The following is a 23,772-nucleotide window of genomic DNA, read 5'->3' as shown; positions in this document are numbered from 1 at the left end:
AAAAACTGAACTCAAATAGCAGAATTATTGCGCTAATCCGATCAAAGCGTCAACAGATGCTGCTTCTGGAGTACTGTCGTAATTATCTTTAATGTCGTTGAAATATTTCAATGCATCTTCTTTTTGCCCTAAAGCTAAAGCTGTTTTTCCAGCTTTTAATAAGAAACGAGGAGTTGTAAAATCGTTTTTGTTAGACTCAGCAGCTTTTACATAAAAATCTAAAGCTTCTTTTTGCTGATTTTTTTGAGAGTAAGCATCTCCTGTAGCTCCTTTAGCCAAAGCACTTAAAACTACATCTTCAGATTTAAATTCACCTAAATATTTAATTGCCTCATCAAATTTACCAGTATTCAAGTAAGCGATACCTGCATAGTAGTTTGCTAAGTTTCCAGCATCTGTTCCAGAATATTCGTCAGCAATTTTAATGAATCCAAATTTACCTTCAGAACCATTTAATGATAATTTGAATAATGAATCGCTAGAAACACCATTTACAGCTTTTTCAAAGTTTTGTTGAGCAACAAACATTTCACTTGCAGCCTCTTCTTGTTTAGGAGTTGCAATAAATTTTTGGTAAGCCAAATATCCGATTGTTGCAACTGCAATACCAGCAACTAAACCAATAATGATTTTTTGATTTTTAGCCACCCAATCCTCAGTTCTTGAAGCAGTTTCATCTAATTTTGAGAAAACTCCAGCTGTAGTACTGTCTTTTTCGTCAATAATTACTTGTTGCTCTTCAGTAACCACCTCTTTTACTTCCTTTTCTTTTGGTGTCTTATATCCTCTTTTATTGTAAGTTGCCATTTAAAATTTATTTAGTGAACGGCAAAAATAAAATTTTTCTTGAAACTGAGGTAAAAAATTTCAATTTTATCACTATTTTAAAAAAAATATTTTCCTTCTTCGCTCATCCTTTCGCGGAAGCGGTAAAATAAATATGTCCACAAAAGCTCTAAAGCCAATTATATCGATAATTTTCGGTAATTTGCAGCCTCAAATTTTTACTGTTCAAAAAGAGTAAATTTTATACGTGGAAGTCCCGAAAAAATGCATTTAAACAAAATCTCATTATTCAATTATAAAAACTTTTCAGAAGCAAGTTTTGATTTTGACATCAAAATCAACTGTTTTGTAGGAAAAAATGGCATTGGAAAAACCAATGTGCTCGATGCTATTTATCATTTAGCTTACGGAAAAAGCTATTTTAATCCTCTTGCTGTACAAAATATCAAGCACGGCGAAGAATTTTTTGTTATTGATGCCGAATTGGAAAAGAATGAAAGAACTGAACAGATTGTCTGCAGTTTAAAAAAAGGACAGAAAAAGGTTTTAAAGCGAAATGGAAAACCTTATGACAAATTCTCCGATCATATTGGCTTTATTCCTTTAGTCATCATTTCGCCAGCAGATCGTGATTTAATTATTGAAGGAAGTGAAACACGACGTAAATTTATGGACAGTGTTATTTCGCAACTTGACTCAACGTATCTGCATCAGCTTATTCAATATCAAAAAGTGATTGTGCAGCGAAATGCACTTTTGAAATATTTTGCACTCAATCATACTTTTGACAATGATACTTTATCTATATATAATGAGCAATTAAACGAATATGGGAAATCAATTTTTGAAAAGCGAAAAGATTTCTTAGAGCAGTTTATACCTATATTTAATATACATCATCAAGCGATAACAGGATCTGAAGAATCTGTACAACTGGTTTACGAAAGTCATTTGTTTGAAAAAGATTTACTAACACTTTTACAGGAAAACATTAACAAAGATCGAGCGCTGCATTACACAACTGTCGGGATCCATAAAGATGATTTGTCTTTTGAAATTGATTCGCATCCGATAAAAAAATTCGGATCTCAGGGACAGCAGAAATCTTTTCTGATTGCTTTAAAGCTGGCTCAATTTGAATTCTTGAAAAAACAAAGTGGCGTAAAACCAATTCTTTTGTTTGATGATATTTTTGATAAACTAGACGAAACGCGTGTTGCTAAAATTGTCGAAATGGTAAACAGCGAAACCTTTGGACAGCTTTTTATTTCTGATACACATCCAGAAAGAACTGAAGCAATTGTAAAATCAACACATCAGACTTATAAGATCTTCAATTTATAAAGTTTTTTTGCCACGAATTACACGAATTTACGCGAATTATTTTTGCCACAGATTGCAAGGATTAAAATGATTCAATCTGTGTAAATCTTTTAATCTGTGGCAAAATAAGAAAATAAATTAGTGTAAATTCGTGCAATTAGTGGCAAACTAAAAAAACGAATTAAAAAAAAGTAACTGCAATCAAAAAACAAATTATGTTAGCGAAAGAATCATTGCAATTTTTAGACGATTTAAAAAAGAACAATAATAGAGAATGGTTTCAGGACAATAAGAAACGATACGAAGTTTTCAAGAAAGACTATCATCAGTTGGTAAGTGATTTTCTTGACGCAATGAAACCTCTTGACCCTTCCTTAGAATTATTGGAAGTTAAAAATTGCACTTTTAGAATCAATCGTGACATTCGTTTTTCTAAAGACAAATCGCCTTACAAAGCACATTTAGGAATCTGGATGTCTGGCGGAACAAAAGGTTTAAACCGTGCCGGATATTATGTTCATATAGAAAAGGGCGCTAGTTTTATAGCAGGTGGATTTTATTCTCCTGAATCGGAAGATTTGAAAAAGGTTCGTAAAGAAATTGCTTTTTTCTATGATGATTTACAGGAAATCTTAAATGACAAAAATTTTAAAAAGGAATTTGGAAGTTTAGATTTTAACGAAAACAATTCGCTTAAAAGCATGCCTCGCGGTTACGAAAAAGATCATCCTGCAATTGAGTTCTTAAAATTGAAAAGTTTCACTGCAACTCAAAAATATGATATGTCCGAAGTTACTCAAAAAGATTTCGTAAAAAAGATAAGCCAAAAACTTATTGCTCTAAAACCGCTAAACGAATTTATAAATCGCGCTTTAGATACTGAAGAATTTTAGTTTTATTTGCCACAGATTTCACAGATTCTCACAGATTAATTTTTCGCAATTGCAAAATCCTTTTAATCTTTTTAATCTGTGGCAAAAAACAAATAATTGAATGAATAAGAAAATACTTTTTCTTGGAGAATCTTATCGCGCTGACGCCATCACTTGGATGAAAGGCCTTAAAGAATTTGGTGATTTTGAAATTATCACTTGGGAGCTTCAAACATCAAACAACCGTAGATCTAAACGTATTTTAGAGTATTTCTTCGCTCCTATTTCCATTCGAAAAATAATTAAAAAAGAAAAACCAGATATGGTAATTGCTGAAAGAACTACCAGTTATGGTTTTCTTGCAGCAATATCAGGTTCTAAAACGATAGCAATTGCACAGCAAGGACGTACCGATTTATGGCCAGAAGAGTCTAAATTGTATCCTTTTAAAAAATTCATTCAAAAATATGCTTTTCAGAAAGCGCATTTAATTCATGCTTGGGGACCAGTAATGGCTGTTCATATGAAAGCAACCGGTGTTGACATGGATAAAGTTTTAGTCCTTCCTAAAGGAATTGATTTATCTCTTTTTACGCCTTCAACAAATCATTCTGACAAAATTGAAGCGATTGTTACGCGCTCGCTTCAGCCAGAATATCGTCATGATTCAATTTTAAAAGCTTTCGGAATTTTAAACAAAAAAGGAATTGATTTTTCTTTGACAATTGTTGGTGACGGAAACAGATTGCAATTTTTAAAAGATTTGGCAAAAGAACTCCAAATAGACAAAAAAGTGATTTTTACAGGAAGAATTCCAAATACAGAACTTCCAAAATTATTGCAACAATCAAATATTTACATCAGCATGCCGACTACAGAAGGTGTTTCCGCATCTTTGTTTGAAGCAATGGCTTCTAATTGTTTCCCTATTGTTTCAGATATTCCTGGAAACCAAAGCTGGATTACGCATCGAGAAAATGGTCAATTAATTGAAGTTGATAATATCGAAATGCTAGCCAATGAATTGATCTGGTCATTTGAAAATCCTGAATTTAGAAATCAGGTTATTATTCGAAATAGAAAATTTGTGGAAGAAAATGCTAATTATGATATTAATATGAAGGTTATCGCTGATCAATATCACAAATTGATTCATTCTAGAAAATAATTTAACCGCAAAGTTCGCTAAGATCTACGCAAAGAACACAAAGCTTAGCGCAACTTGCGCAAACTTTGTGTCTTTGCAGTAAAACTACATCGTAACTTTTATTGAAACTCAACGACATATTATTAAAACGAATTGTTTAATTTAATTCTTAAATAATATGAACAATAGAAGAAACTGGTTAAAACAAGTAGGCCTAGGCGCAATTGGATTAAGCCTCACATCTTTTGAAACATTCGCAAATACTACACCAGAAACATACACTCTTCCAGATTTAGATAAATCGCCCATATTATTGCGATCAAATGAAAATCCGTATGGGCCTTCTCCACTTGCCCGTGTTGCCATGCAAAAAAGCATAAATAACAGTAATCGATATGGCTGGAATCTTTCAGACGAATTAATTGCACTTATTGCTACAAAAAATAATGTTTCAAACCAGAATATTTTACTTGGCGCTGGTTCAACAGAAATTCTAGACTTGGTTCTACAATACACTGCATTACAAAAAGGTAATTTTATATTGGCCGAAACAACTTTTAATTATTGGGCTTTTCCTTCTGAGAAATTAGGGTTAAAAAAAATCACAGTTCCATTAACCGCTGATAAAAAACATGATTTAACTGCAATGTTAAAAGCAATTGATTCAGATACGAAAATGGTGTATATCTGTAATCCTAATAATCCGACAGGAACAATTTGTGATTATGAGCAACTGCTTTCTTTTGTAAAAGAAGCCTCAAAAAAAGCAATTGTTTTTGTGGATGAAGCGTATCTAGATTTCACAAAAGAAAAATCATTAAGTCATCTTGTAATCGAAAATAAAAATGTAATCATTACCAAAACTTTTTCAAAAATGTATGGTCTGGCCGGTGCGCGTATAGGCTATGCCGTTGCATCTTCATCAACAATTGAAGAACTTAGCGCTTTAAAATCAACGCCAAATTTATCTGTCAGTGTGGTATCAGCAACTGCAGCAATCGCGTCATTAAATGATGATAAATTTATTCAACAAGTACACACCACAAATGAAGAAGTAAAAAAATATACTATTGAGCAGCTTACTAAACTTAATTTAACTTGCATTCCTTCACACACTAACTTCATCTATTTTTCTTTAGATAATTATAAAAAAGATTATTTCAAACAATTAGAAAATCACAATATACAAGGAACAAAAATCTACGAGGAAAACGGAAAATGGACTAGAATTACAATTGGCACAATGAAAGAAATGCAGCGATTTATTGAAGCCATAAAGTAAAATTTTGAAAAAAGTCTTTTTATAGAAATCTACTCAAATAAATTATTATCGTTACTTTTGATCTCAGAATTTTTCCGAAGTTTCGGAACTTAAAAAGCCTTTTTATTTATGGAAATCCAATCCAATTTTTCTTTAAAAAACTATAATACTTTTGGCATTGAAGCCAGTGCTAAACAATTTGTTGCAGTTCATTCGATTGCTGAACTGAAAACCATTTTGGAAGAAAATAAAACCGCGAAAAAATTTATTCTTGGTGGCGGAAGCAATATGCTTTTAACCAAAGATATTGACGCTTTGGTGATTCATATCGATTTAAAAGGAAAAAAAACAATTAAAGAAGACGAAGATTTTGTCTGGGTAGAAAGTCAGGCGGGTGAAACGTGGCATGATTTTGTTCTTTGGACGATCGACAATAATTTTGGCGGATTAGAAAACATGTCTCTAATTCCTGGAAATGTCGGCACAACTCCAGTTCAGAATATCGGCGCTTATGGAACTGAGATCAAAGACACTTTTGTTTCGTGCGAAGCCATGAATATTGCAACTCAGGAAATAAAAACTTTCGACAATGCTGAATGTAATTTTGGCTACCGCGAAAGCATTTTCAAAAATGAAGTAAAAGATCAATTTATTATTACTTCGGTTATTTTTAAATTGACGAAACGCAATCATAAAATCAATACTTCTTATGGGGATATTTTGGCAGAACTGGCCAAAAACAATATTACTGAACCTACTTTAAAAGATGTGAGTAATGCTGTAATTGCCATAAGACAAAGCAAACTACCAGATCCGAAAGAATTAGGAAATAGCGGAAGCTTCTTCAAAAATCCGATTTTATTGAAATCTGATTTTGAAAAAATTCACCAGAAATTCCCAGAAATGAAATTCTATGAAGTTTCAGAAACCGAAGTAAAAGTTCCAGCGGGATGGCTAATTGAACAAGCTGGTTTTAAAGGAAAACGTTTTGGAGACGCGGGAGTTCATAAAAATCAAGCTTTGGTTTTAGTGAATTACGGAAACGCAACAGGGCAAGAAATTTTAGCTGTTTCTAAAGAAGTTCAGAAAACCGTTTTCGAAAAATTCGGCATTCAGATTGAAGCAGAAGTGAATGTGATTTAGGAATTAAAATTTTCAAACCTCTGAAACTTTGCCACTTTGAGCCTTTGAACCTAAAAAAAGAAAAATGTATACACCAGATTTATACAAAAACGAAAATCAGGAAGAAATAAGAGCTTTTTTAAAAGAAAACAGTTTCGGAATCTTGATTAATCAGACTAACGGAAAGTTATGCGCAACACATATTCCGATAGAATTGGAATTGAATGCTGATGGAAAAGAAATTTTACAAGGACATATTTCAAAACTGAATCCGCAAGCAGAAGGTTTTAAAGAAAATGACCAAGTTTTGGCTGTATTTACTGGTCCGCATAGTTATATTTCATCTTCTTGGTACGATCATGAAAATGTTCCGACTTGGAATTATATAGCCGTACACGTTTATGGAAAAATTAAGATTGTTGATTATGAAACTTCGGTAGAACAACTAAAAAAGCTTGTAGATAAATACGAAGTAAATTCTAAGAATCCTGTCCGCGTTGAAAATTTATCTGAAAAAACAATGCGTGAAGCCCGAGGAATCTTTGGTTTTGAAATCGAAATTGAGGAAATTCAAGCCACAAAAAAACTCTCCCAAAATCGTGACGATCACAATTATAAAAACATAATTTCGGAATTGGAAAAAACCGAAAACCCTCAGTCTATTGCTGTTGCAAAAGAAATGTCAAAATGCCGAAAGTAAATCGGCTTTAGCTATTGAATTTAGCGAATTGATAAGTACATTTGCAGTCGCAGAACGTGAAATTAATAGAACCAAATAAATCAGATGCTTATATACATATTTTACTTTTTTATTGCTATTGTTGCAGTTCAACTTTTTTATTATCTTGGAGTTTTTGGAAAATTTGCTTTTGCCAAACCACAACATGTGAAACCTAAAAATCTTCCTGTTTCTGTAATTGTGTGTGCTAAAAACGAAGAGGAGAATGTTAAAAAATATATTCCGCTTTTGGCACAGCAAGATTATCCTGATTTTGAGATTGTTTTAATTGACGATGCATCAAGCGACGAAACTCTTGAAGTTTTTGAAGAATTTGAAAAAGAATTTTCTAATATTCGTTTGGTAAAAGTTGAAAATAACGAAGCTTTTTGGGGAAATAAAAAATACGCTTTAACACTTGGAATAAAAGCAGCAAAGAAAGATTATTTACTTTTTACAGACGCAGATTGTTTTCCAAATTCTAAAGATTGGATTACCTCTATGACTTCGCAGTTTACCATGAATAAAACAATCGTTTTGGGTTACGGAGGTTATGAGAAAGTAGAGCGCTCATTTTTAAATAAAATCATTCGCTTTGAAACTATTCTTACTGCAATGCAATATTTTTCATGGGCAAAAATGGGACTTCCTTATATGGGAGTTGGAAGAAATCTTGCCTACAAAAAAGAAGAGTTTTTTAATGTAAATGGCTTTATCGATCATATTCAGATTCGTTCTGGAGATGACGATTTGTTCATTAACCAAGCAGCAAATAAAGCTAATACTACTATTTCTTACACACCTGAAAGTTTTACCTATTCAGAACCTAAGAAAACTTATAAAGAATGGTTTACTCAAAAAAGAAGACATATTTCTACTGCAGAACATTATAAGTTTTTTGATAAAATGCAGTTAGGATTGTTCTTCATATCACAATTATTTTTCTTTATATTAGTTATTGTATTACTAGCGTTTCAATTTCAATGGATTGCCGTATTAGCAATATTAGCTACACGTTATACTATTGTATGGACAGTCGTTGGATGTTCAGCAGGAAAACTAAAAGAAAAAGATATTAAAATTTGGTTTCCAGTTGTTGAGATAGCGCTTATATTAACGCAAATTAATATCTTTATAACTAATATCTTTTCAAAACCAGTATATTGGAAATAAATTCTAAAATAGAAAAAGCAAAAAAAGGCGATCAGATCGCCTTTACTTTTTTATTAGATCATTATTGGAATGAGGTGTATTCGTTTATGCTCAAACGCACCGAAAACGAAACCACCGCAGAAGATATTACGATAGAAACCTTCTCCAAAGCTTTTGATAAAATTGCTTCCTACAATTCAGAATTCCAATTTAATACCTGGCTTATCGCAATTGCAAAAAACGTCTATATTGATTTGCTGCGAAAAAAGAAAACCAATCTTTTTATAGAAATCACAGACAACGAAGACCAGCAGGCATACAACATTGCCGACCCTACTCCATCTGCAGAAGATGCATTAATTAAAGAACAGAATCTTTCGCGTCTGCTTCTATGCATCAAAGAACTCAAACCACATTATCAAGAAGTAATTCAGCTTCGTTATTTTCAGGAAATGTCCTATCAGGAAATTGCCGCTAAGATTGACGAACCATTAAGTAGTGTCAAAGTAAAGCTTTTACGTGCTAAAAAATTATTAGCCGAAATTATCGAACGTAACAGATAATTTACTATCTTTAATCAAAGAATAAACTATTCTCATATTTATTCTTAAAATAAAAACATTTCTACAACATTAAAACTACAACATTTACGTTGTTAGCTCAAACCTAAAACCTTTTCTGCGTATGATTTAAAGTTACTTAACCTTAAAACCCAAAAATTATGTCTAAATTAAGCATTTATGAAAACAAGTGGACCGATCTTGTTTTCGAGAACAAAAACAAAGAATACGGCGCATATCAATTACGCCAGGAGAATTCCAAAAATTCTGTTACAGCTCTCTTTATGGGTTTATTGTTAATAACAGCTTTAGGAAGTGCACCGGTACTTATTAGTAAAATTATGACTTCACCTGTTGAAGCTGATCCGGAACCTCAGATTTACGAACCAACGATTGTAAACGTTGACCCAATTGTTGTGCCACCGCCGCCAGCTCCACCTGCACCAGTAGTTGAGCAAAGCGCTGTAAAATCAACAGACGCAACTCAATTAACAAATCCAGTGGTGACAAGACCAGAAGAAGCAGTTGATAAAATTGCTTCAAACACGGAAAATGCACCAATTGTAGACAATGCAAATGGAAATGGAACTGCGGTCAATCCAATGCCTACAACAGGAGGCGGAGAAGGCAATGGAGTTGTTGCTTCAGTAGCTCCTAAAATCGAAGGACCTGTTTCTTCTGCAATTTTAGACAAACAACCTGAATTTCCAGGAGGTATCGCTCAGTTTTACAAGTATGTTGGAAACAATTTCCAAAGACCAGAACTTGATGTAGAGAAAACACTAAGAGTGTATGTTTCTTTTGTAGTTGAGAAAGATGGGTCACTTACAGACATTATTGTTAGAAATGATCCAGGTTACGGAATGGGGAAAGAAGCCATTAGAGTTCTTAAATCATTAAAAACAAAATGGGCTCCAGGAATTCTAGACGGAAAACCAGTTAGAACTGCATACAACCTTCCTATTACAATAAAAACAGAAGTAGAATAATATAAATATTTTGAAAAGTGAGAAAAGCAGAACTTAGGTTCTGCTTTTTTTGTTTCCATTAATACTAAAATCCACTACATTTACTCCTTCAAAACGGAAATCATTTTAACTAAATTAAAACAGAGTAATGGGAATATTTTCAGCTATTCTTGGTAATGCAGGTTCAGTAAGCCAAGAAGATTTAATTAAGAAATACGGACAGCTTTTAACAGCAAATGAAGAAATCGAAATGGGTTTCAAACTTATCCGCGACACTTTCATTTTTACCAATAAAAGATTAATCTTAGTCGATGTACAAGGAATCACGGGAAGTAAAACAGAATATAAGTCTATTGGCTACAAAAGCATTACAAGATTTAGCGTAGAAACCGCAGGAACTTTTGATCTTGATGCCGAATTAAAAATCTGGATTTCTAGCGAACAGCACCCAAGCATTGTAAAACAATTCAACAAATCGGTTAATGTTTATGAAGTGCAAAAAATTCTTGCTTTTCACGTATTAGGATAAAAAAACAAACCCAGCAAATAAAATTTGCTGGGTTTTATAATTAAAGCGACAACTCTTATTTCTTTTTTGTCGTCGTTGTTTTCTTTGTGGTTGTAGTTGTTTTTTTCGTCGTTGTTGCTGGAGCTGTGTTTACAATTTTCTGCTGCACATACGGTTTATACAAACCATCTTTTTCTGCTCTTTTCTTAGCATCATCGGCTCTTTTCTGAGAATCAGGATGCGAACTCATCATTTGATCAATAAACGAAGCTTGAGAACCTTCGCTCATTTTTGCCAAAATTCTAAAAGCAGATTCTTCAGCATTTACATTGTAACCGTTTTTCTTCATAAAATTGTAAGCAAATAAATCTGCTTCCGATTCTTGTTTACGGCTGTATTTGCTATCAATAATTGCACTTCCGATTTTTCCAAGCTGGCTATCTGTAACTGTTGCCACAGTTGCCGACTGAGAAGCAGCGCCATCCATTAATGCCTCTTTTTGGTACGCTGCACGAATAGCGTCTCTAGAATCGTTGTTTGCTACGTGCCCGATCTCGTGTCCAATTACGGCAATTAATTCATTATCATCCATGATATCCATTAACCCTGAATACACACGCACGCTTCCGTCTGCAGTTGCAAAAGCATTTACTTCTTTTAGTTTATAAACTTTATAGTTTAAAGTAAATCCGTCACCAGCTGCATGTTTTCCAAAAACACGATTTAATCGTATAGCATAGCCATCTGTTGGCCCTGCTATTTCATGCTCTGCATCTAATTTATCAACTGCTTCTTTAGATAATTTTGCTGCATCGGCATTACTAAAAGTAAAACCAGTAACTCCTTTCTGAACTGCGCCAATTGCCTTATCACCAAAATTAATCTGTGCAGTCATTTTAGTTAAACCAAATGCTGTAAATAAAAGTCCCGCTATTATAAATTTCTTTTTCATATTTTTTATAATTACAATTTAACAACAAATGTAGCATAACAAAATGCTATTTTAAATTCACACAAAACTTGTTTTTCAACAAATAAAGATATAACATTTTTATGAGCTGATAATCAATCTACAACCGTTTTTGATTCTATGATAAAAAAGAAAAACCGGCAAACTTTTTAGGTTTACCGGTTTTTGAATCCTGTATAGCTTATTTCTTTTTTGCCGTACTTGTTTTCTTTGTTGTTGTGGCAGTCTTTTTTGTCGCTGTCACAGGAGCCGTATTAACAATTTTCTGCTGCTCATAAGCATGATACAATCCATCTTTTGTTGCTTGTTTTTTTGCTCCATCTGCTCTTTTTCCAGAATCAGGATGCGAACTCATCATCTTGGTTATAAAAGACGCTTCTGTTCCTTCACTTAAATTTTGAAGAATTCTAAACGCCGATTCTACAGCATTCACATCATAACCATTTCTTTTCATAAAATCATAAGAGAAATTATCTGCCTCAGATTCCTGTTTTCTACTGTGTTTGCTATCAATCATTGCACTTCCTAATTGCCCTAATTGAGACTTGGTAAGTGTTTCTACTTTTCCTGATTGCGATGACGCCGCATCTAATAAAGCTTCTTTCTTATAAGCCGCTTTTATAGCATCTCGTGTATCATGATTTACAACATGTCCAATTTCATGACCAATAACAGCCAACAACTGATTATCATCCATAATATCCATTAAACCTGCAAACACACGAACACTTCCATCTGCGCATGCAAAAGCATTAATATCTTTTACTAAATATACTTTATAATTTAAAGTAACTCCTTCGCTTGTGGTATGTTTTCCAAACAAACGATCTAAACGGATCGAATATCCATCTTTTGGACCAGCAACCGGATTGTTTGCATCCAATTCTGAAATAGATTGTTTGGCTAAGGCTGCAGCATCAGCATCACTAAATGTAAATCCTGACACACCTTTACCTAAGGCTCCCATAGTTTTATCAGAAAGTATTTGTGCGTTTGTTTTGGTAAAGCTTAAAATTGCAAATAAAGCTCCTAATACAATTATTCTTTTTTTCATGTTTCTTAAGTATTAAATTAACAGCAAAATTAGCACAGCATAAATTTTGCGAGTTCCCAAGAAGCCAAATTTGTAACAGATTAAGGCTGAACTTTTATATTCTCTAAAAACCAAACATAGCGTCAAAATATTAGATAAAAGCCAAAAAACAGATAGCAAAAAAACACTAAAAAACAAACTATTAACATTTGCATTGGATTATCTTAAACAATCTCTATTAACAAGATATGTAAAGGAAAAGCAAATAAACATCTCAAAATAAACTACATTCCGTATCTTTGTACTTTGAACATTGATATATGGAAACAGCCACTGAAAAAATATCTACCACAAAACCAAAGTGGTTAAAAGTAAAATTACCTATCGGACAAAAATATACTGAACTTAGAGGTTTAGTAGATAAATATAGTTTAAATACCATTTGCACTTCTGGAAGCTGCCCAAATATGGGAGAATGCTGGGGCGAAGGAACTGCAACTTTTATGATTTTAGGAAATGTTTGTACTCGTTCTTGTGGATTCTGCGGTGTAAAAACTGGAAGACCTGAAACGGTAGATTGGGACGAACCAGAAAAAGTAGCTCGTTCTATTAAGATTATGAATATCAAACATGCTGTAATTACTAGTGTTGACAGAGATGATTTGAAAGATGGAGGTTCTATTATTTGGATGGAAACCGTAAGAGCAATCCGCAGAATGAATCCTCAAACTACTCTTGAAACTTTAATTCCAGATTTTCAAGGAATTGAAAGAAATATAGACCGTATTGTAGAAGCAAATCCTGAAGTAGTTTCTCATAACATGGAAACTGTGCGACGTTTAACTCGCGAAGTTCGTATTCAGGCAAAATATGACAGAAGCTTAGAAGTACTTCGTTATTTAAAAGAAAAAGGAATCAACAGAACAAAATCTGGAATTATGCTTGGTCTTGGAGAAACTGAAGAAGAAGTTTTTCAGACTATGACTGATTTAAGAAATGCAAATGTTGATGTTGTAACGATTGGGCAGTATTTACAGCCAAGTAAAAAACATCTTCCTGTAAAAGAATTTATCACGCCTGAACAATTTGCCAGATATGAAAAATTTGGTCTTGATTTAGGTTTTAGACATGTTGAAAGCGGACCTCTTGTTCGTTCTTCATACAAAGCACAAAAACATATTTTATAAATTTCAGGTTAATCGTTTAACTGGTTAATCGTTTAATCGCAGAGACGTTTAACGGTTTAAAACAATTAAACGATTTTAACGATTAAACGAATAAACCAAATAATTGAAAACAAGAATTGCCATTAATGGATTTGGAAGAATTGGAAGAAATTTATTCCGATTGCTTTTAAATCACCCTGAAATCGAAGTCGTTGCTATAAATGACATTGCAGACAACAAAACCATGTCGCATTTAATTAAATATGACAGTATTCACGGCGTTTTAAAAGCTGAAGTAAGTCATGACGAAAATAGCATCATTGTAGACGGAAGGCATTTTTTCTTTTTTCACGAAAAAAGCATTTCAAATATAGACTGGAAATCGCATTCGATTGATATTGTAATTGAATCGACAGGTAAATATAAAACGCACGAAGAATTAAATGCGCATCTTGAAGCTGGAGCAAAAAAAGTAATCCTTTCTGCTCCATCAGAAGTTGACACTATAAAAACAGTAGTTCTTGGTGTAAACGAACATATTTTGGATGGAAATGAAGATATAGTTTCAAATGCAAGCTGTACAACAAACAATGCTGCTCCGATGATTAAAATCATTGAAGAATTGTGCGGAATTGAACAAGCTTACATTACGACTATACATTCATTCACGACAGACCAAAGTCTTCACGACCAGCCACATAAGGATTTGCGTCGCGCAAGAGGCGCCAGTCAGTCGATTGTTCCAACAACTACAGGTGCAGCTAAGGCATTAACAAAAATTTTTCCTAAATTGCACAATAAAATGGGTGGCTGTGGCATCAGAGTCCCAGTTCCAGACGGTTCATTAACAGACATAACCTTCAATGTAAAACGTGCTGTAAGCATTGAAGAAATAAATAAAGCATTTAAACAAGCCTCAAAAACAAATTTAAAAGGAATATTAGATTATACCGAAGATCCAATTGTTTCGGTTGATGTAATTGGCAACACGCATTCTTGTTTATTTGATGCTCAGCTAACTTCGGTTATTGACAAAATGGTAAAAGTTGTAGGCTGGTATGATAATGAGATTGGCTATTCATCAAGATTGATTGATTTAATTTTACTGATAAGAAAATAATAAGATTCATTGTAAAAGCATTGCCATACATGAAATACTGTCTTTTTATTGTTGTTTGTTTTTTTAACTCGTTTTTGTATTCTCAAGCCAAAAAGAATACGGATAGCGTGACCTATTATAACAAGCTTGCCAATACTAATCTGAACAGTAAAAAGTATAATCAGGCCATTTTTTACACAGAAAAGTCAATTAATTTTTGTGAAGAAAATGGCAAAAAAGAGAACCTAGCCAATCAGACTTTCAAACTTGGTAAAATCTATTACAATCAGAGAAAATTTGAAGATGCCTTAAAAAACTTCCACAAAACAGTTTCTCTATTTGACACCTTAAAACCTAGCTGCACAAAAGTTTTAGCTCTACATTATATCGGGGTAACCAATACCGCCAAAGGAGATTATAAAACAGCTACAGTCTATTATTCAAAAGCTCAAGATTTATTAAAACAGCTAGACATTAAAGACAATGCAGAAGTTTTAAATTACCAAAAAGCTTTGGCTTTTAAAACCAACAACGACCTTAAATCAGCTGTAAAAACTTTTAAAACAATTACCCAAAAGCCAGATAATAACGCAATTATAAAAACAAAAATTGATGCGTATTATCAGCTTGGTTTAATTGAAGGGCAACTCAAAAGAAATGATTCTGCTATTATATATTTTGATAAAGCGTTAGATTATAATAATAAAATAAATGATCTTCCAAAAAAATCAAAAATTGTATTAGCGATAAGCCAATACTATAAACAAAATAAAAATTATGATTTAGCTTATTCTTACTTAGACGAACATTATCAGATTGAAAATTATCTATTAAGATTAAAAAATGCCAAAATTGATTTGGACGAATATGAAAAATTCAAAAAAAATCAATCATTAAACAATACTCTTAAAAGAGAAAACGAAGAAAAATTTCAGCTTAAGACCTATCGTTATTCCAAGCTAGTTAGCATTTTGGCAATTGCATTAATTTCGATTTTATCGCTTTTGAGTTTGGCTTTGTACAAAAACAATATCATAAGAAATCAGAACAATTTACTGCTTCGCGAAAAAAACAAAGAATTAATTTTAGCCAAAAACAAAGCAGAAAAAGCATCAAAAGCTCGATCTGAATTTTTGTCGACTGTGAGCCACGAACTCCGGACGCCGTTGAATGCTATTAACGGGATAACTCATATCTTACTAGAAGATAAACCAAAGAAAAAACAGCTCAAGTACTTAGAGTCTTTAAAATTCTCTGGAAACTATTTAACTACTTTTATCAATGAAATTTTAGAAATTAATAAAATTGATTCGACTAAAGTTGAAGTTGAAAATATTAGCTTTAACTTAAAAGAATTGCTTTTTAATATTCAAAGTTCTTTAAAAGAGCTGGCAACGGCCAACAAAAACTACTTTAATTTAGAGATAGACAAAGCGATTCCTGACAATTTAATTGGAGATCCTACCAAATTATCTCAAATCATACTAAACTTAATCAACAATGCTTTAAAATTTACTCAGAACGGACATGTAAATGTTATTGCAAAACTGTATTCGCAAGAAGGAGAAGACGCAACGGTTTATTTCGAAATCGTCGATACTGGAATTGGAATTCCTGAAGACAAACTTCAATCTGTGTTTGAAAGCTTTTCTCAAGGTTCTATAGAAGTAAACAGAAAATACGGCGGAACTGGTCTTGGTCTTACTATTGTAAAAAAATTGATAGAACTTTTAGGAGGTGAAATAAAACTAAAAAGTGAAGTTGGCAAAGGTTCGACATTTACCTTCAAATTAAATTTCAAAATTAACAACGAACCATTGGAAGTAATCGAAGAAGTAAAACCTTATAACGATAAACAATTGAAAAACAAATCTATTTTATTGATTGAGGACAACAAAATCAATCAGATGATCACTCGTAAAATGCTGGAAAACAAAAACATTACTTGCGAGATTGTTGACAATGGAGAAGATGCTGTAGAGCTTTTAAAAGTCAAACGTTTTGATATGATTTTAATGGACGTGCATCTTCCTGGAATTAACGGAACGACGGCTACGAAACTAATTCGCGAATTTGATAAAGCAACTCCAATTATCGCTTTAACAGCAATTTCACTTGATGAAAATCGAGATATGCTTCTTTCTTTCGGAATGGATGATGTTATTACAAAACCTTTTGTCCCAGACGTATTCTACAGCACTATTGCTAAGTTTTTTAATTAGCTAAGTTTCTGAGATGCTATCCCGATAGCTATTGGGACTAAGTTTTTCTTTTACACACAAATTTCTATGTATTCTAAAATCGTAGCATCAAAATCTTGCTGATGATTGATAAAAGAACTTTTTATTGGTAGATAATATAATTGATCAACCAATTCTGAGTCTTTCAATCTCACATAATCTTTTTCGGTTGTAATGATTTTTCTTCCGTTTGCTTTGATTTTTATCGAATCTAAATCTGCATCAGAAAAATGATGGTGATCTGGGAAAGTAAGACATTCATCACTTTCATTTTTTAAATAATCAAAAAACGGCTTTGGTTTTGCAATTCCTGCCATAAGTAGTTTTGATTCTGATTTGATATCACTAACTGCAATTTTTTCATTTTTGCCGTAAATAACCATATCATAATCTATAAAAGTAAAAAAGACTTGCTGTGTCGTTTTTAACTTCAATTTCAATCTGATCGCAGTTTGTTCTTCTTCCGTTAAAATTTTCGGGCATTTTGTAACAACTACTATACTGGCTCTTTCTGCTCCGCTTCTACTCTCTCTCAAATTTCCTGTTGGCAGCATAAAATCATCTGAGTATAAATCTCCATACGAAGTCAGCAAAATATAAAATCCAGCTTTTACTTTTCGGTGCTGATAGGCATCATCCAATAAAATAATTTCTGGTTTTTCATTTTGAGAAAGCAATTGCTGAATTCCATTTGTGCGATTGGCATCAACTGCAACCATAACATTTGGGAATTTCTGATAAAACTGAAAAGGTTCATCTCCTAAGATCTCAGCGTTCGAATTTTCATTAGCCAAAACAAAACCTTCAGACTTTCTCTTGTAACCACGACTTAAGGTAGCCACTTTATATTTATCGGATAATAATCGAATCAGATATTCTATTTGTGGCGTTTTCCCAGTTCCACCCACACTTAAATTTCCAACTGCAATTACAGGAAGATCAAATGAAGTCGATTTTAAAATCCCTTTATCAAAAAGGAAATTTCGGATCGAAGTTATGAATCCGTATAAAATAGCGAATGGGAAAAGTATTTTTCGAAGTAAGTTCATTTTACGAAAGTATAATTTTTTATACTATTATTGGAAGTTATAAAAATATAAAAATTGACAAAATTCTAAGCAAAGAAGCTTTTCGCTTCCTGCAAACACTAAAAAAGAAATGTCCGAAAAAAATCTAAAAACAATAAATTATTATACTATTTTTAGAACGAATTTTCTTTAACAAATTAAAATCTATTCAAGAGGGTCTTGATAAGAAAACCAATAAATCATGAAATTTTATTTTACGTTATTCTGCGTTTTACTTTTAAATTTAACCTTTTCACAAAATACAATATCAGGCAAATATTCCAAAGTCGATAATAATCACTATTCGTTTTTAGATACCATACTTAAAAATAAAAAAATCGTTTTACTTGGAGAACAATCCCATGGTGACGGAGCTACTTTTGATGAAAAAGTGAATATCATAAAATATCTTCACGAAAAACAGAAATACAATGCTATCGCTTTTGAAAGTGGAATGTATGATCAATATAAAGCGTTTCAAGAATATTCTAAAAAGAAGGCTACAACAGCAATTTTTGACAAAAGTATTTTAGATATATGGTCTGATACAAAAGCATTTCAAAATTTACTTCTTTATATTGAAGAACGTGCTAAACAAAAAGACACCATAAAAATCTTAGGTTTTGACAGCCAAGAAGGCATGCTTTTTTCGAATCATTTTATGAATGATCTAAGTGAATTGATTAAAAACAGAAAAATCAATATTACACAAAACAGTCTAACAAGAATAGAAAAGGCTTTTATCTTTAGAGATTTGGAAAGCATTGCCAACAACAAAAAAGATTCTACCAATTTATATCAGGATTTTAATATTTTGGTAAACGCTCTTAAAGAAATAAAAGCTCCAACTTTTCATGAAAAAATGATAAAGCAAGTAATCATTAGCAAAATTTCCGATGTCAATTTTGAAGTCATGCAATTGCAAAATCAAAAAATTGCGGTTCAAAATCCGAGAGACGAGCAAATGTCAAAAAATTTAATTTTCTTATCTGAAATATATGCAAATGAAAAAATAATTTGTTGGGGAGCTTCTTATCATTTTTCAAAAAACATTGACCAAACAGAATTTACTGAAGTAACTGAAAGTTACCTGCAAAAGCAATCGGATATTGAGCTTAAAACCACTGGTTTTACAGACTACATTCCTGGTGAAGGAGCGAAACTACTTGAAGGCGCATTACCAATGGGCGGTCTTCTAAAAAAATATTTTAAAGATGAAATTTACAGCATCGCATTCTCTTCTTATGAAGGTTTATATGGACGTGTCGATAGCAGATCTTTCCCTATTCTTACTCCTCCTGAAAATAGCATCGAGCTTCAAAGCATAAATAAAGATTACAGCAAAGCCTTTTTTGAATTTGACAAGAAAAACACAAACCTTTATTATTGTTCTGCATTAGGAAATATGCCAATAAAAGCAAGATGGAATGCTATTTTTGACGGCCTTTTTTTCATTAAAAAATCATACCAGCCTGAAGCTAGATTATTTGAAAAAGAAAATTATGTACAAGCTCAAAGCGATACATTTGTAATAAATGGGAGAATAAACGATTTAAAAAATTATAAAATAATTGCTAATGCTGACATCTCAATACTACAAACGAACAAAAATATTCTAGCAAATAAGGAAGGTGTATTTTCTCTACTAATAGATAAAACGAATTTCAACAACAAAATTATTGTATCGGCTTTTGGATATATTTCAGATACGATTTCAATTAAAAAACTTATTGATGCTAATAAACATTTTGTAAAAGTAAAATTAAGACCTTTTCATTTTCAAACTGTTAATTTAAACGAAGTTGTCGTAAGTTCAACCTCAAAGCCATTATCAGCAGAAGAAATAGTCGCAAAAGCCCTGATTAATGTTGAACTTAATTACGATCAAAATCCATACAATCAGACATTTTTCTTCCGCAATCAAGTGATTAAAAACAATGAAGCTATTTCACATGACGAATCAATTATAAATACCTATAATTCAATAGGAATGAAAGGTGTTAATAATCCTGACGAAAAAATGTTCGGAGAAATACAGCAAAGCCGGGCAATTATAGAAAATACTTCGCAAAACAAATTCAGCAACATAAACACTTTTGCATTTCTGTTTGATCGCGATCTTATTCTTAGCAAAGCCAATGTATTATATAAGTCAGCTTCTTATACGTTAAAAAAAGAAGGAATTATCCCTTATAATGATCAGAAAGTCTACAAAATAAGCTTCCAAAATAACGAACCTGGCTCGTATTCTACAGGTTATGGATATCCAGCACCAAAAAAATCGTCGGGAATTTTATATATAGACACTGAGACATTTGCTGTTTTAAAATACGAACATTGCGTTGCAAGAGAACCATTTGAAGTAAAAAGTCAGCCTGGTAAAACGGCGCAAATGAATCATAAAATCACAATAACTTATAAACTATCAGAAGGAAAATATTTTATCAATTATCTAAATGTAATAGACAAATCGATTATTACTTCGACAGCTGATAATTCTTATTTATATGACACGTACAACATCAGCAACTTAATGTCTACAGAAATAAAAACGATAAATCCCCAAAAACTTAATCGACCACTTTTAAAAATTGGTTTAAACAATTCTGCTCAGGAAAATGTAAATTTTTGGAAAAATAATACTTTTATTCTACCAGATGAAAAAATCATTTTTGATTTATGTTATTAATCGAAAATAATTCAAAACTAAAGTTTAAAAGAAATTGCAATTAACAACAATGACATTCTTTCTTTGATTGTAATAGTTTAGAATTTGGATTACTTTTGTTATTCACTTTAACCTTTTGAAACACCAATGAAAATTAAAGAAATAATAGCAGTTCTTGAAGAAATGTCACCTTTGGCTTACGCCGAAGATTTTGACAACGTTGGGCTCTTAGTTGGCAATTCGGAAACCGAAAGCACTGGCGTTTTAGTTTGTCATGATGCACTAGAAAATGTAATTGATGAAGCTGTTGCAAAAAACTGTAATCTGGTAGTTTGTTTTCATCCAATTTTATTTTCTGGAATTAAAAAAATCACCGGTAAAAATTATGTTGAACGAGCAATTTTAAAAGCAATTAAAAACGACATTGCCATTTTTGCAGTTCACACAGCGCTTGACAATCATTCGCAAGGTGTAAATAAAATTTTCTGTGATGCATTAGGTTTAGTGAATACCAAAGTTTTAGTCCCAAAACAGAATTTCATTCAAAAACTAATTACTTATACCATTCCAGATAATGCAGATAAAGTTCGTAAGGCGTTATTTGAAGCTGGCGCAGGAACAATTGGCAACTATGATAATTGCAGTTTTAACTCAGAGGGAACTGGAACTTACAAAGGAAACTCTGAAAGTAATCCCGTAATTGGTGAACGTCATGAACTAACCGAAACTCAGGAAATAAAAATTGAAGTTACTTTTGAAAAACACTTGCAATCTCGCATTTTAAAGGCACTTTTTGCCAATCATATTTACGAAGAAGTAGCTTACGAAATTTACAATCTCGAAAATTTACACCAAAATATTGGTTTAGGAATGATTGGTGAATTTGAAACTGAAATGGACGAAAAGGACTTTCTTCATTTTGTAAAAGACAAAATGATCGCTGAAGGAATTCGTCATTCTGCTTTTTTAGGCAAAAAAATAAAAAAAGTCGCTGTGTTAGGAGGTTCTGGAAGTTTTGCAATTAGAAACGCAATAAGTGCTGGAGCAGATGCATTTTTGACTGCTGATTTGAAGTATCACCAGTTTTATGAAGCTGAAAACAAGTTACTTTTGGCAGATATTGGTCATTTTGAGAGCGAACGCTATACAAAAAATTATATTGTTGATTATCTTCGAAAAAAAATTCTTAATTTTGCAATCATTTTATCGGAAGAAAATACAAATCCAGTTAAGTACTTATAAAATATGACGAATACGAAAGAATTAAGTGTTGAGGACAAGTTAAGAGCAATATACGACTTACAGCTTATTGACTCTAGAATTGACGAAATCAGAAACGTTAGAGGAGAACTTCCTTTAGAGGTTGAAGATTTAGAAGATGAAGTTGCAGGTTTGAGCACTCGTTCAGAGAAACTGAAAGGTGAACTTGAAGTAATTGAGGAGCAAATCAAAGCAAAGAAAATTGCTATTGAGGAGCATAAAGAGGTGATTAAAAAGTACACAAAACAACAAGAATCAGTACGTAACAACAGAGAATTTAATTCTTTGACAAAAGAAGTTGAATTTCAGGAATTAGAAATTCAATTGGCTGAAAAGCAAATCAAAGAAATGAAAGCTTCTATTGAGCACAAAAAAGAAGTTATTTCTAACTTAAAAGAAAAACTTGATGCTAAAAGCTCTCATTTAAAACATAAAAAATCTGAATTAGATGCTATTATGGCTGAAACTCAGAAAGAAGAAACTTTCTTAACAGAGAAATCTGCTGAGTATGCTGCACAAATCGAAGACAGATTATTAGCTGCTTACAACAGAATCAGAAGCAGTGTTCGTAACGGATTGGCTGTAGTTTCTATCGAAAGAGGAGCTTCTGCTGGATCTTTCTTTACAATTCCACCACAAACACAGGTTGAAATTGCTTCTAGAAAGAAAATCATCACAGATGAGCACTCTGGAAGAATCTTAGTTGATACACAATTAGCTGAAGAAGAAAAAGAAAAAATGGAACAATTGTTCGCAAAATTCTAAATATCAAAGTCCCGATTAAATCGGGACTTTTTTTTTGCGTTTATTTTTGCCACTAATTCCACGAATTTGCACAAATTATTTTTTTAATCTATAATGCTGAGAATAAAAATTCGTGGTCATTTGTGTAATTCGTGGCAGACCTTTTTTTACCTTTAGAAAAAATTTAAGTTTTGGGAATTAAAAAAGGAATTCGGTTCATCACATTAAAATCAGTTGGATCTTACATTAATTTTTTGAGTTATGTTCGTCCGCAAAAAGCTATGGAACTTTCTTATGCTCTTTTTAGCCAGCCTAGAATTGGCCGATTAAAAAAAGAAGAGCTACCAAAAGTTTTGAGACATACAGAAACAGAAACGTTTCATCATAACGAACACCATTTTCAAACTTACATTTGGAAAGGAAATCAGACCAAGATACTTTTGGTTCACGGCTGGGAAAGCAATGCTTCGCGCTGGAAAAAAACTTTACCACATCTTCAAAAATCAGGAAGTACCATTATTGCAATTGATGCTCCTGCTCATGGACAAAGCAGCGGAAAAGAATTTAATGTTCCGCTTTACGCTGAATTTATCAATAAAGCAGTTGAGAAATATCAGCCAGAAATTATTATTGGACATTCTATCGGCGGTGCCGCATGTGTCTACCATCAATATTTGTTTCCGAATACCAGCATCAACAAAATGGTTATTCTTGGCGCTCCTTCTGATTTAAAAACTTTGATCGATAACTATATCTCAATGCTGAGTTTGAACAGAAAAATGCTTCCGCTTCTAGAAACTAAATTCATAAATCGTTTCAACTTTAAACTAGAAGATTTTTCAGGACAAAAATTTGCATCTCAATTCACTATTCCTGGATTTATTGCTCATGATACTTCTGATAAAATTGTGGCTTTCGCCGAAGGGCAAAAAATAGCAAGCAATTGGAAAAATAGCCAGTTTATTGAAACCAGTGGTTTAGGCCACGGAATGCATGATGATGAATTGTATGATAAAGTGATTGAGTTTTTGTTTAGCGAGCAAAGCTCTTAGGCACAAAGTGACAAAGATCCAAAGGAACAAAGCTTTTTTTATTTCACTTATAATTC

Annotated in this window: 21 protein-coding genes; 17 read left to right on the top strand and 4 right to left on the bottom strand. The window is 32.5% G+C overall.

Going from position 1 to position 23,772, the window contains the following annotated elements; translation table 11 throughout:
- Positions 1 to 24: 24 nt before the first annotated feature.
- Positions 25 to 807, bottom strand: a complete 783-nt coding sequence (locus DMA14_RS09800) for a tetratricopeptide repeat protein (protein ID WP_111380015.1) — start codon at positions 805 to 807, stop codon at positions 25 to 27.
- Between the two features lie 243 nt (positions 808 to 1,050).
- Between DMA14_RS09800 and recF the strand changes: the two genes are divergently transcribed.
- The 10 genes from recF (at position 1,051) to DMA14_RS09750 (ending at position 10,438) form a co-directional block, all read left to right on the top strand.
- Positions 1,051 to 2,130, top strand: a complete 1,080-nt coding sequence (gene recF, locus DMA14_RS09795; RefSeq protein ID WP_111380014.1) for a DNA replication/repair protein RecF — start codon at positions 1,051 to 1,053, stop codon at positions 2,128 to 2,130.
- Between the two features lie 194 nt (positions 2,131 to 2,324).
- The gene (locus tag DMA14_RS09790) at positions 2,325 to 3,002 is read left to right on the top strand and encodes a DUF2461 domain-containing protein (RefSeq protein ID WP_111424506.1); all 678 of its coding nucleotides are present in this window, start codon (positions 2,325 to 2,327) and stop codon (positions 3,000 to 3,002) included.
- A gap of 100 nt (positions 3,003 to 3,102) precedes the next feature.
- Positions 3,103 to 4,149, top strand: a complete 1,047-nt coding sequence (locus DMA14_RS09785; protein ID WP_111424505.1) for a glycosyltransferase — start codon at positions 3,103 to 3,105, stop codon at positions 4,147 to 4,149.
- 157 nt (positions 4,150 to 4,306) lie between these two features.
- Positions 4,307 to 5,410 (top strand): pyridoxal phosphate-dependent aminotransferase, encoded by a 1,104-nt coding sequence (locus DMA14_RS09780; protein ID WP_111424504.1) that lies wholly within the window; start codon positions 4,307 to 4,309, stop codon positions 5,408 to 5,410.
- 108 nt (positions 5,411 to 5,518) lie between these two features.
- Positions 5,519 to 6,532: a UDP-N-acetylmuramate dehydrogenase gene (gene murB / locus DMA14_RS09775; protein WP_111424503.1), complete on the top strand. Its 1,014-nt coding sequence runs from the start codon at positions 5,519 to 5,521 to the stop codon at positions 6,530 to 6,532.
- A 64-nt stretch (positions 6,533 to 6,596) separates the two neighbouring features.
- On the top strand, positions 6,597 to 7,211 hold the full coding sequence (locus DMA14_RS09770) for an FMN-binding negative transcriptional regulator (RefSeq protein WP_111424502.1): 615 nt from the start codon (positions 6,597 to 6,599) through the stop codon (positions 7,209 to 7,211).
- A gap of 84 nt (positions 7,212 to 7,295) precedes the next feature.
- A complete protein-coding gene (locus DMA14_RS09765; protein ID WP_111424501.1) occupies positions 7,296 to 8,402 on the top strand; it encodes a glycosyltransferase in 1,107 nt (368 codons plus the stop codon).
- Positions 8,393 to 8,944, top strand: a complete 552-nt coding sequence (locus DMA14_RS09760; protein WP_111424500.1) for an RNA polymerase sigma factor — start codon at positions 8,393 to 8,395, stop codon at positions 8,942 to 8,944. Before DMA14_RS09765 ends, DMA14_RS09760 begins: the two co-directional genes overlap by 10 nt.
- Before the next feature lie 158 nt (positions 8,945 to 9,102).
- Entirely contained in the window at positions 9,103 to 9,930 is an 828-nt protein-coding gene (locus tag DMA14_RS09755; protein WP_111424499.1) for an energy transducer TonB, read from the top strand.
- A gap of 127 nt (positions 9,931 to 10,057) precedes the next feature.
- A complete protein-coding gene (locus DMA14_RS09750; protein WP_095929421.1) occupies positions 10,058 to 10,438 on the top strand; it encodes a PH domain-containing protein in 381 nt (126 codons plus the stop codon).
- Positions 10,439 to 10,493: 55 nt separating this feature from the next.
- On the opposite strand, the gene DMA14_RS09745 is transcribed toward DMA14_RS09750, so the two are convergent.
- Both DMA14_RS09745 and DMA14_RS09740 read right to left on the bottom strand, forming a co-directional pair.
- Positions 10,494 to 11,369: a M48 family metalloprotease gene (locus tag DMA14_RS09745; protein ID WP_111424498.1), complete on the bottom strand. Its 876-nt coding sequence runs from the start codon at positions 11,367 to 11,369 to the stop codon at positions 10,494 to 10,496.
- 199 nt (positions 11,370 to 11,568) lie between these two features.
- Positions 11,569 to 12,441 carry a M48 family metalloprotease gene (locus tag DMA14_RS09740; protein ID WP_111424497.1) on the bottom strand — a complete coding sequence of 291 codons (873 nt, stop codon included), beginning with the start codon at positions 12,439 to 12,441 and terminating at the stop codon, positions 11,569 to 11,571.
- Between the two features lie 299 nt (positions 12,442 to 12,740).
- On the opposite strand from DMA14_RS09740, the gene lipA reads away from it, so the two are divergent.
- From lipA to DMA14_RS09725, 3 genes are all read left to right on the top strand, one after another.
- On the top strand, positions 12,741 to 13,607 hold the full coding sequence (gene lipA, locus DMA14_RS09735; protein ID WP_111424496.1) for a lipoyl synthase: 867 nt from the start codon (positions 12,741 to 12,743) through the stop codon (positions 13,605 to 13,607).
- A gap of 103 nt (positions 13,608 to 13,710) precedes the next feature.
- Positions 13,711 to 14,706, top strand: coding sequence for a type I glyceraldehyde-3-phosphate dehydrogenase (gene gap / locus DMA14_RS09730; protein ID WP_111424495.1), 996 nt, complete (start codon positions 13,711 to 13,713; stop codon positions 14,704 to 14,706).
- A 29-nt stretch (positions 14,707 to 14,735) separates the two neighbouring features.
- Positions 14,736 to 16,907, top strand: a complete 2,172-nt coding sequence (locus DMA14_RS09725) for a tetratricopeptide repeat-containing hybrid sensor histidine kinase/response regulator (RefSeq protein ID WP_111424494.1) — start codon at positions 14,736 to 14,738, stop codon at positions 16,905 to 16,907.
- A 50-nt stretch (positions 16,908 to 16,957) separates the two neighbouring features.
- Here the strand turns inward: DMA14_RS09725 and lpxK are convergent, their stop codons facing one another.
- Positions 16,958 to 17,974, bottom strand: a complete 1,017-nt coding sequence (lpxK, locus tag DMA14_RS09720) for a tetraacyldisaccharide 4'-kinase (protein ID WP_111424493.1) — start codon at positions 17,972 to 17,974, stop codon at positions 16,958 to 16,960.
- 220 nt (positions 17,975 to 18,194) lie between these two features.
- Here lpxK and DMA14_RS09715 point away from each other — a divergent pair, with 220 nt between their 5' ends.
- The 4 genes from DMA14_RS09715 to DMA14_RS09700 all read left to right on the top strand — a co-directional run bounded on the left by DMA14_RS09715 (position 18,195) and on the right by DMA14_RS09700 (position 23,716).
- Positions 18,195 to 20,681 carry an erythromycin esterase family protein gene (locus DMA14_RS09715; RefSeq protein WP_111424492.1) on the top strand — a complete coding sequence of 829 codons (2,487 nt, stop codon included), beginning with the start codon at positions 18,195 to 18,197 and terminating at the stop codon, positions 20,679 to 20,681.
- A gap of 126 nt (positions 20,682 to 20,807) precedes the next feature.
- Positions 20,808 to 21,902 (top strand): Nif3-like dinuclear metal center hexameric protein, encoded by a 1,095-nt coding sequence (locus DMA14_RS09710; protein WP_111424491.1) that lies wholly within the window; start codon positions 20,808 to 20,810, stop codon positions 21,900 to 21,902.
- Between the two features lie 3 nt (positions 21,903 to 21,905).
- Complete coding sequence (locus tag DMA14_RS09705) at positions 21,906 to 22,685, top strand: zinc ribbon domain-containing protein (RefSeq protein ID WP_091496387.1); 780 nt, start codon at positions 21,906 to 21,908, stop codon at positions 22,683 to 22,685.
- Between the two features lie 170 nt (positions 22,686 to 22,855).
- Complete coding sequence (locus DMA14_RS09700; protein WP_111424490.1) at positions 22,856 to 23,716, top strand: alpha/beta fold hydrolase; 861 nt, start codon at positions 22,856 to 22,858, stop codon at positions 23,714 to 23,716.
- Positions 23,717 to 23,772 lie beyond the last annotated feature (56 nt).

It is taken from the genome of Flavobacterium sharifuzzamanii (assembly GCF_003254585.1).
In the GTDB taxonomy this organism is placed as follows: Bacteria; Bacteroidota; Bacteroidia; order Flavobacteriales; family Flavobacteriaceae; genus Flavobacterium; species Flavobacterium sharifuzzamanii.
The sequence above is the reverse complement of the archived record's forward strand: the minus strand, read 5'-3'. Positions and strand labels throughout refer to the sequence as shown.

Coding starts and splice junctions, on each gene's coding strand:
- DMA14_RS09715 (WP_111424492.1), top strand. CDS start 18,195: ATGAAATTTTATTTTACGTTATTCTGCGTTTTACTTTTAAATTTAACC.
- DMA14_RS09770 (WP_111424502.1), top strand. CDS start 6,597: ATGTATACACCAGATTTATACAAAAACGAAAATCAGGAAGAAATAAGA.
- DMA14_RS09780 (WP_111424504.1), top strand. CDS start 4,307: ATGAACAATAGAAGAAACTGGTTAAAACAAGTAGGCCTAGGCGCAATT.
- DMA14_RS09740 (WP_111424497.1), bottom strand. CDS start 12,441: ATGAAAAAAAGAATAATTGTATTAGGAGCTTTATTTGCAATTTTAAGC.
- DMA14_RS09755 (WP_111424499.1), top strand. CDS start 9,103: ATGTCTAAATTAAGCATTTATGAAAACAAGTGGACCGATCTTGTTTTC.
- DMA14_RS09725 (WP_111424494.1), top strand. CDS start 14,736: ATGAAATACTGTCTTTTTATTGTTGTTTGTTTTTTTAACTCGTTTTTG.
- lpxK (WP_111424493.1), bottom strand. CDS start 17,974: ATGAACTTACTTCGAAAAATACTTTTCCCATTCGCTATTTTATACGGA.
- recF (WP_111380014.1), top strand. CDS start 1,051: ATGCATTTAAACAAAATCTCATTATTCAATTATAAAAACTTTTCAGAA.
- DMA14_RS09800 (WP_111380015.1), bottom strand. CDS start 807: ATGGCAACTTACAATAAAAGAGGATATAAGACACCAAAAGAAAAGGAA.
- DMA14_RS09765 (WP_111424501.1), top strand. CDS start 7,296: ATGCTTATATACATATTTTACTTTTTTATTGCTATTGTTGCAGTTCAA.
- DMA14_RS09705 (WP_091496387.1), top strand. CDS start 21,906: ATGACGAATACGAAAGAATTAAGTGTTGAGGACAAGTTAAGAGCAATA.
- DMA14_RS09790 (WP_111424506.1), top strand. CDS start 2,325: ATGTTAGCGAAAGAATCATTGCAATTTTTAGACGATTTAAAAAAGAAC.
- DMA14_RS09750 (WP_095929421.1), top strand. CDS start 10,058: ATGGGAATATTTTCAGCTATTCTTGGTAATGCAGGTTCAGTAAGCCAA.
- lipA (WP_111424496.1), top strand. CDS start 12,741: ATGGAAACAGCCACTGAAAAAATATCTACCACAAAACCAAAGTGGTTA.
- DMA14_RS09710 (WP_111424491.1), top strand. CDS start 20,808: ATGAAAATTAAAGAAATAATAGCAGTTCTTGAAGAAATGTCACCTTTG.
- murB (WP_111424503.1), top strand. CDS start 5,519: ATGGAAATCCAATCCAATTTTTCTTTAAAAAACTATAATACTTTTGGC.
- DMA14_RS09785 (WP_111424505.1), top strand. CDS start 3,103: ATGAATAAGAAAATACTTTTTCTTGGAGAATCTTATCGCGCTGACGCC.
- DMA14_RS09745 (WP_111424498.1), bottom strand. CDS start 11,369: ATGAAAAAGAAATTTATAATAGCGGGACTTTTATTTACAGCATTTGGT.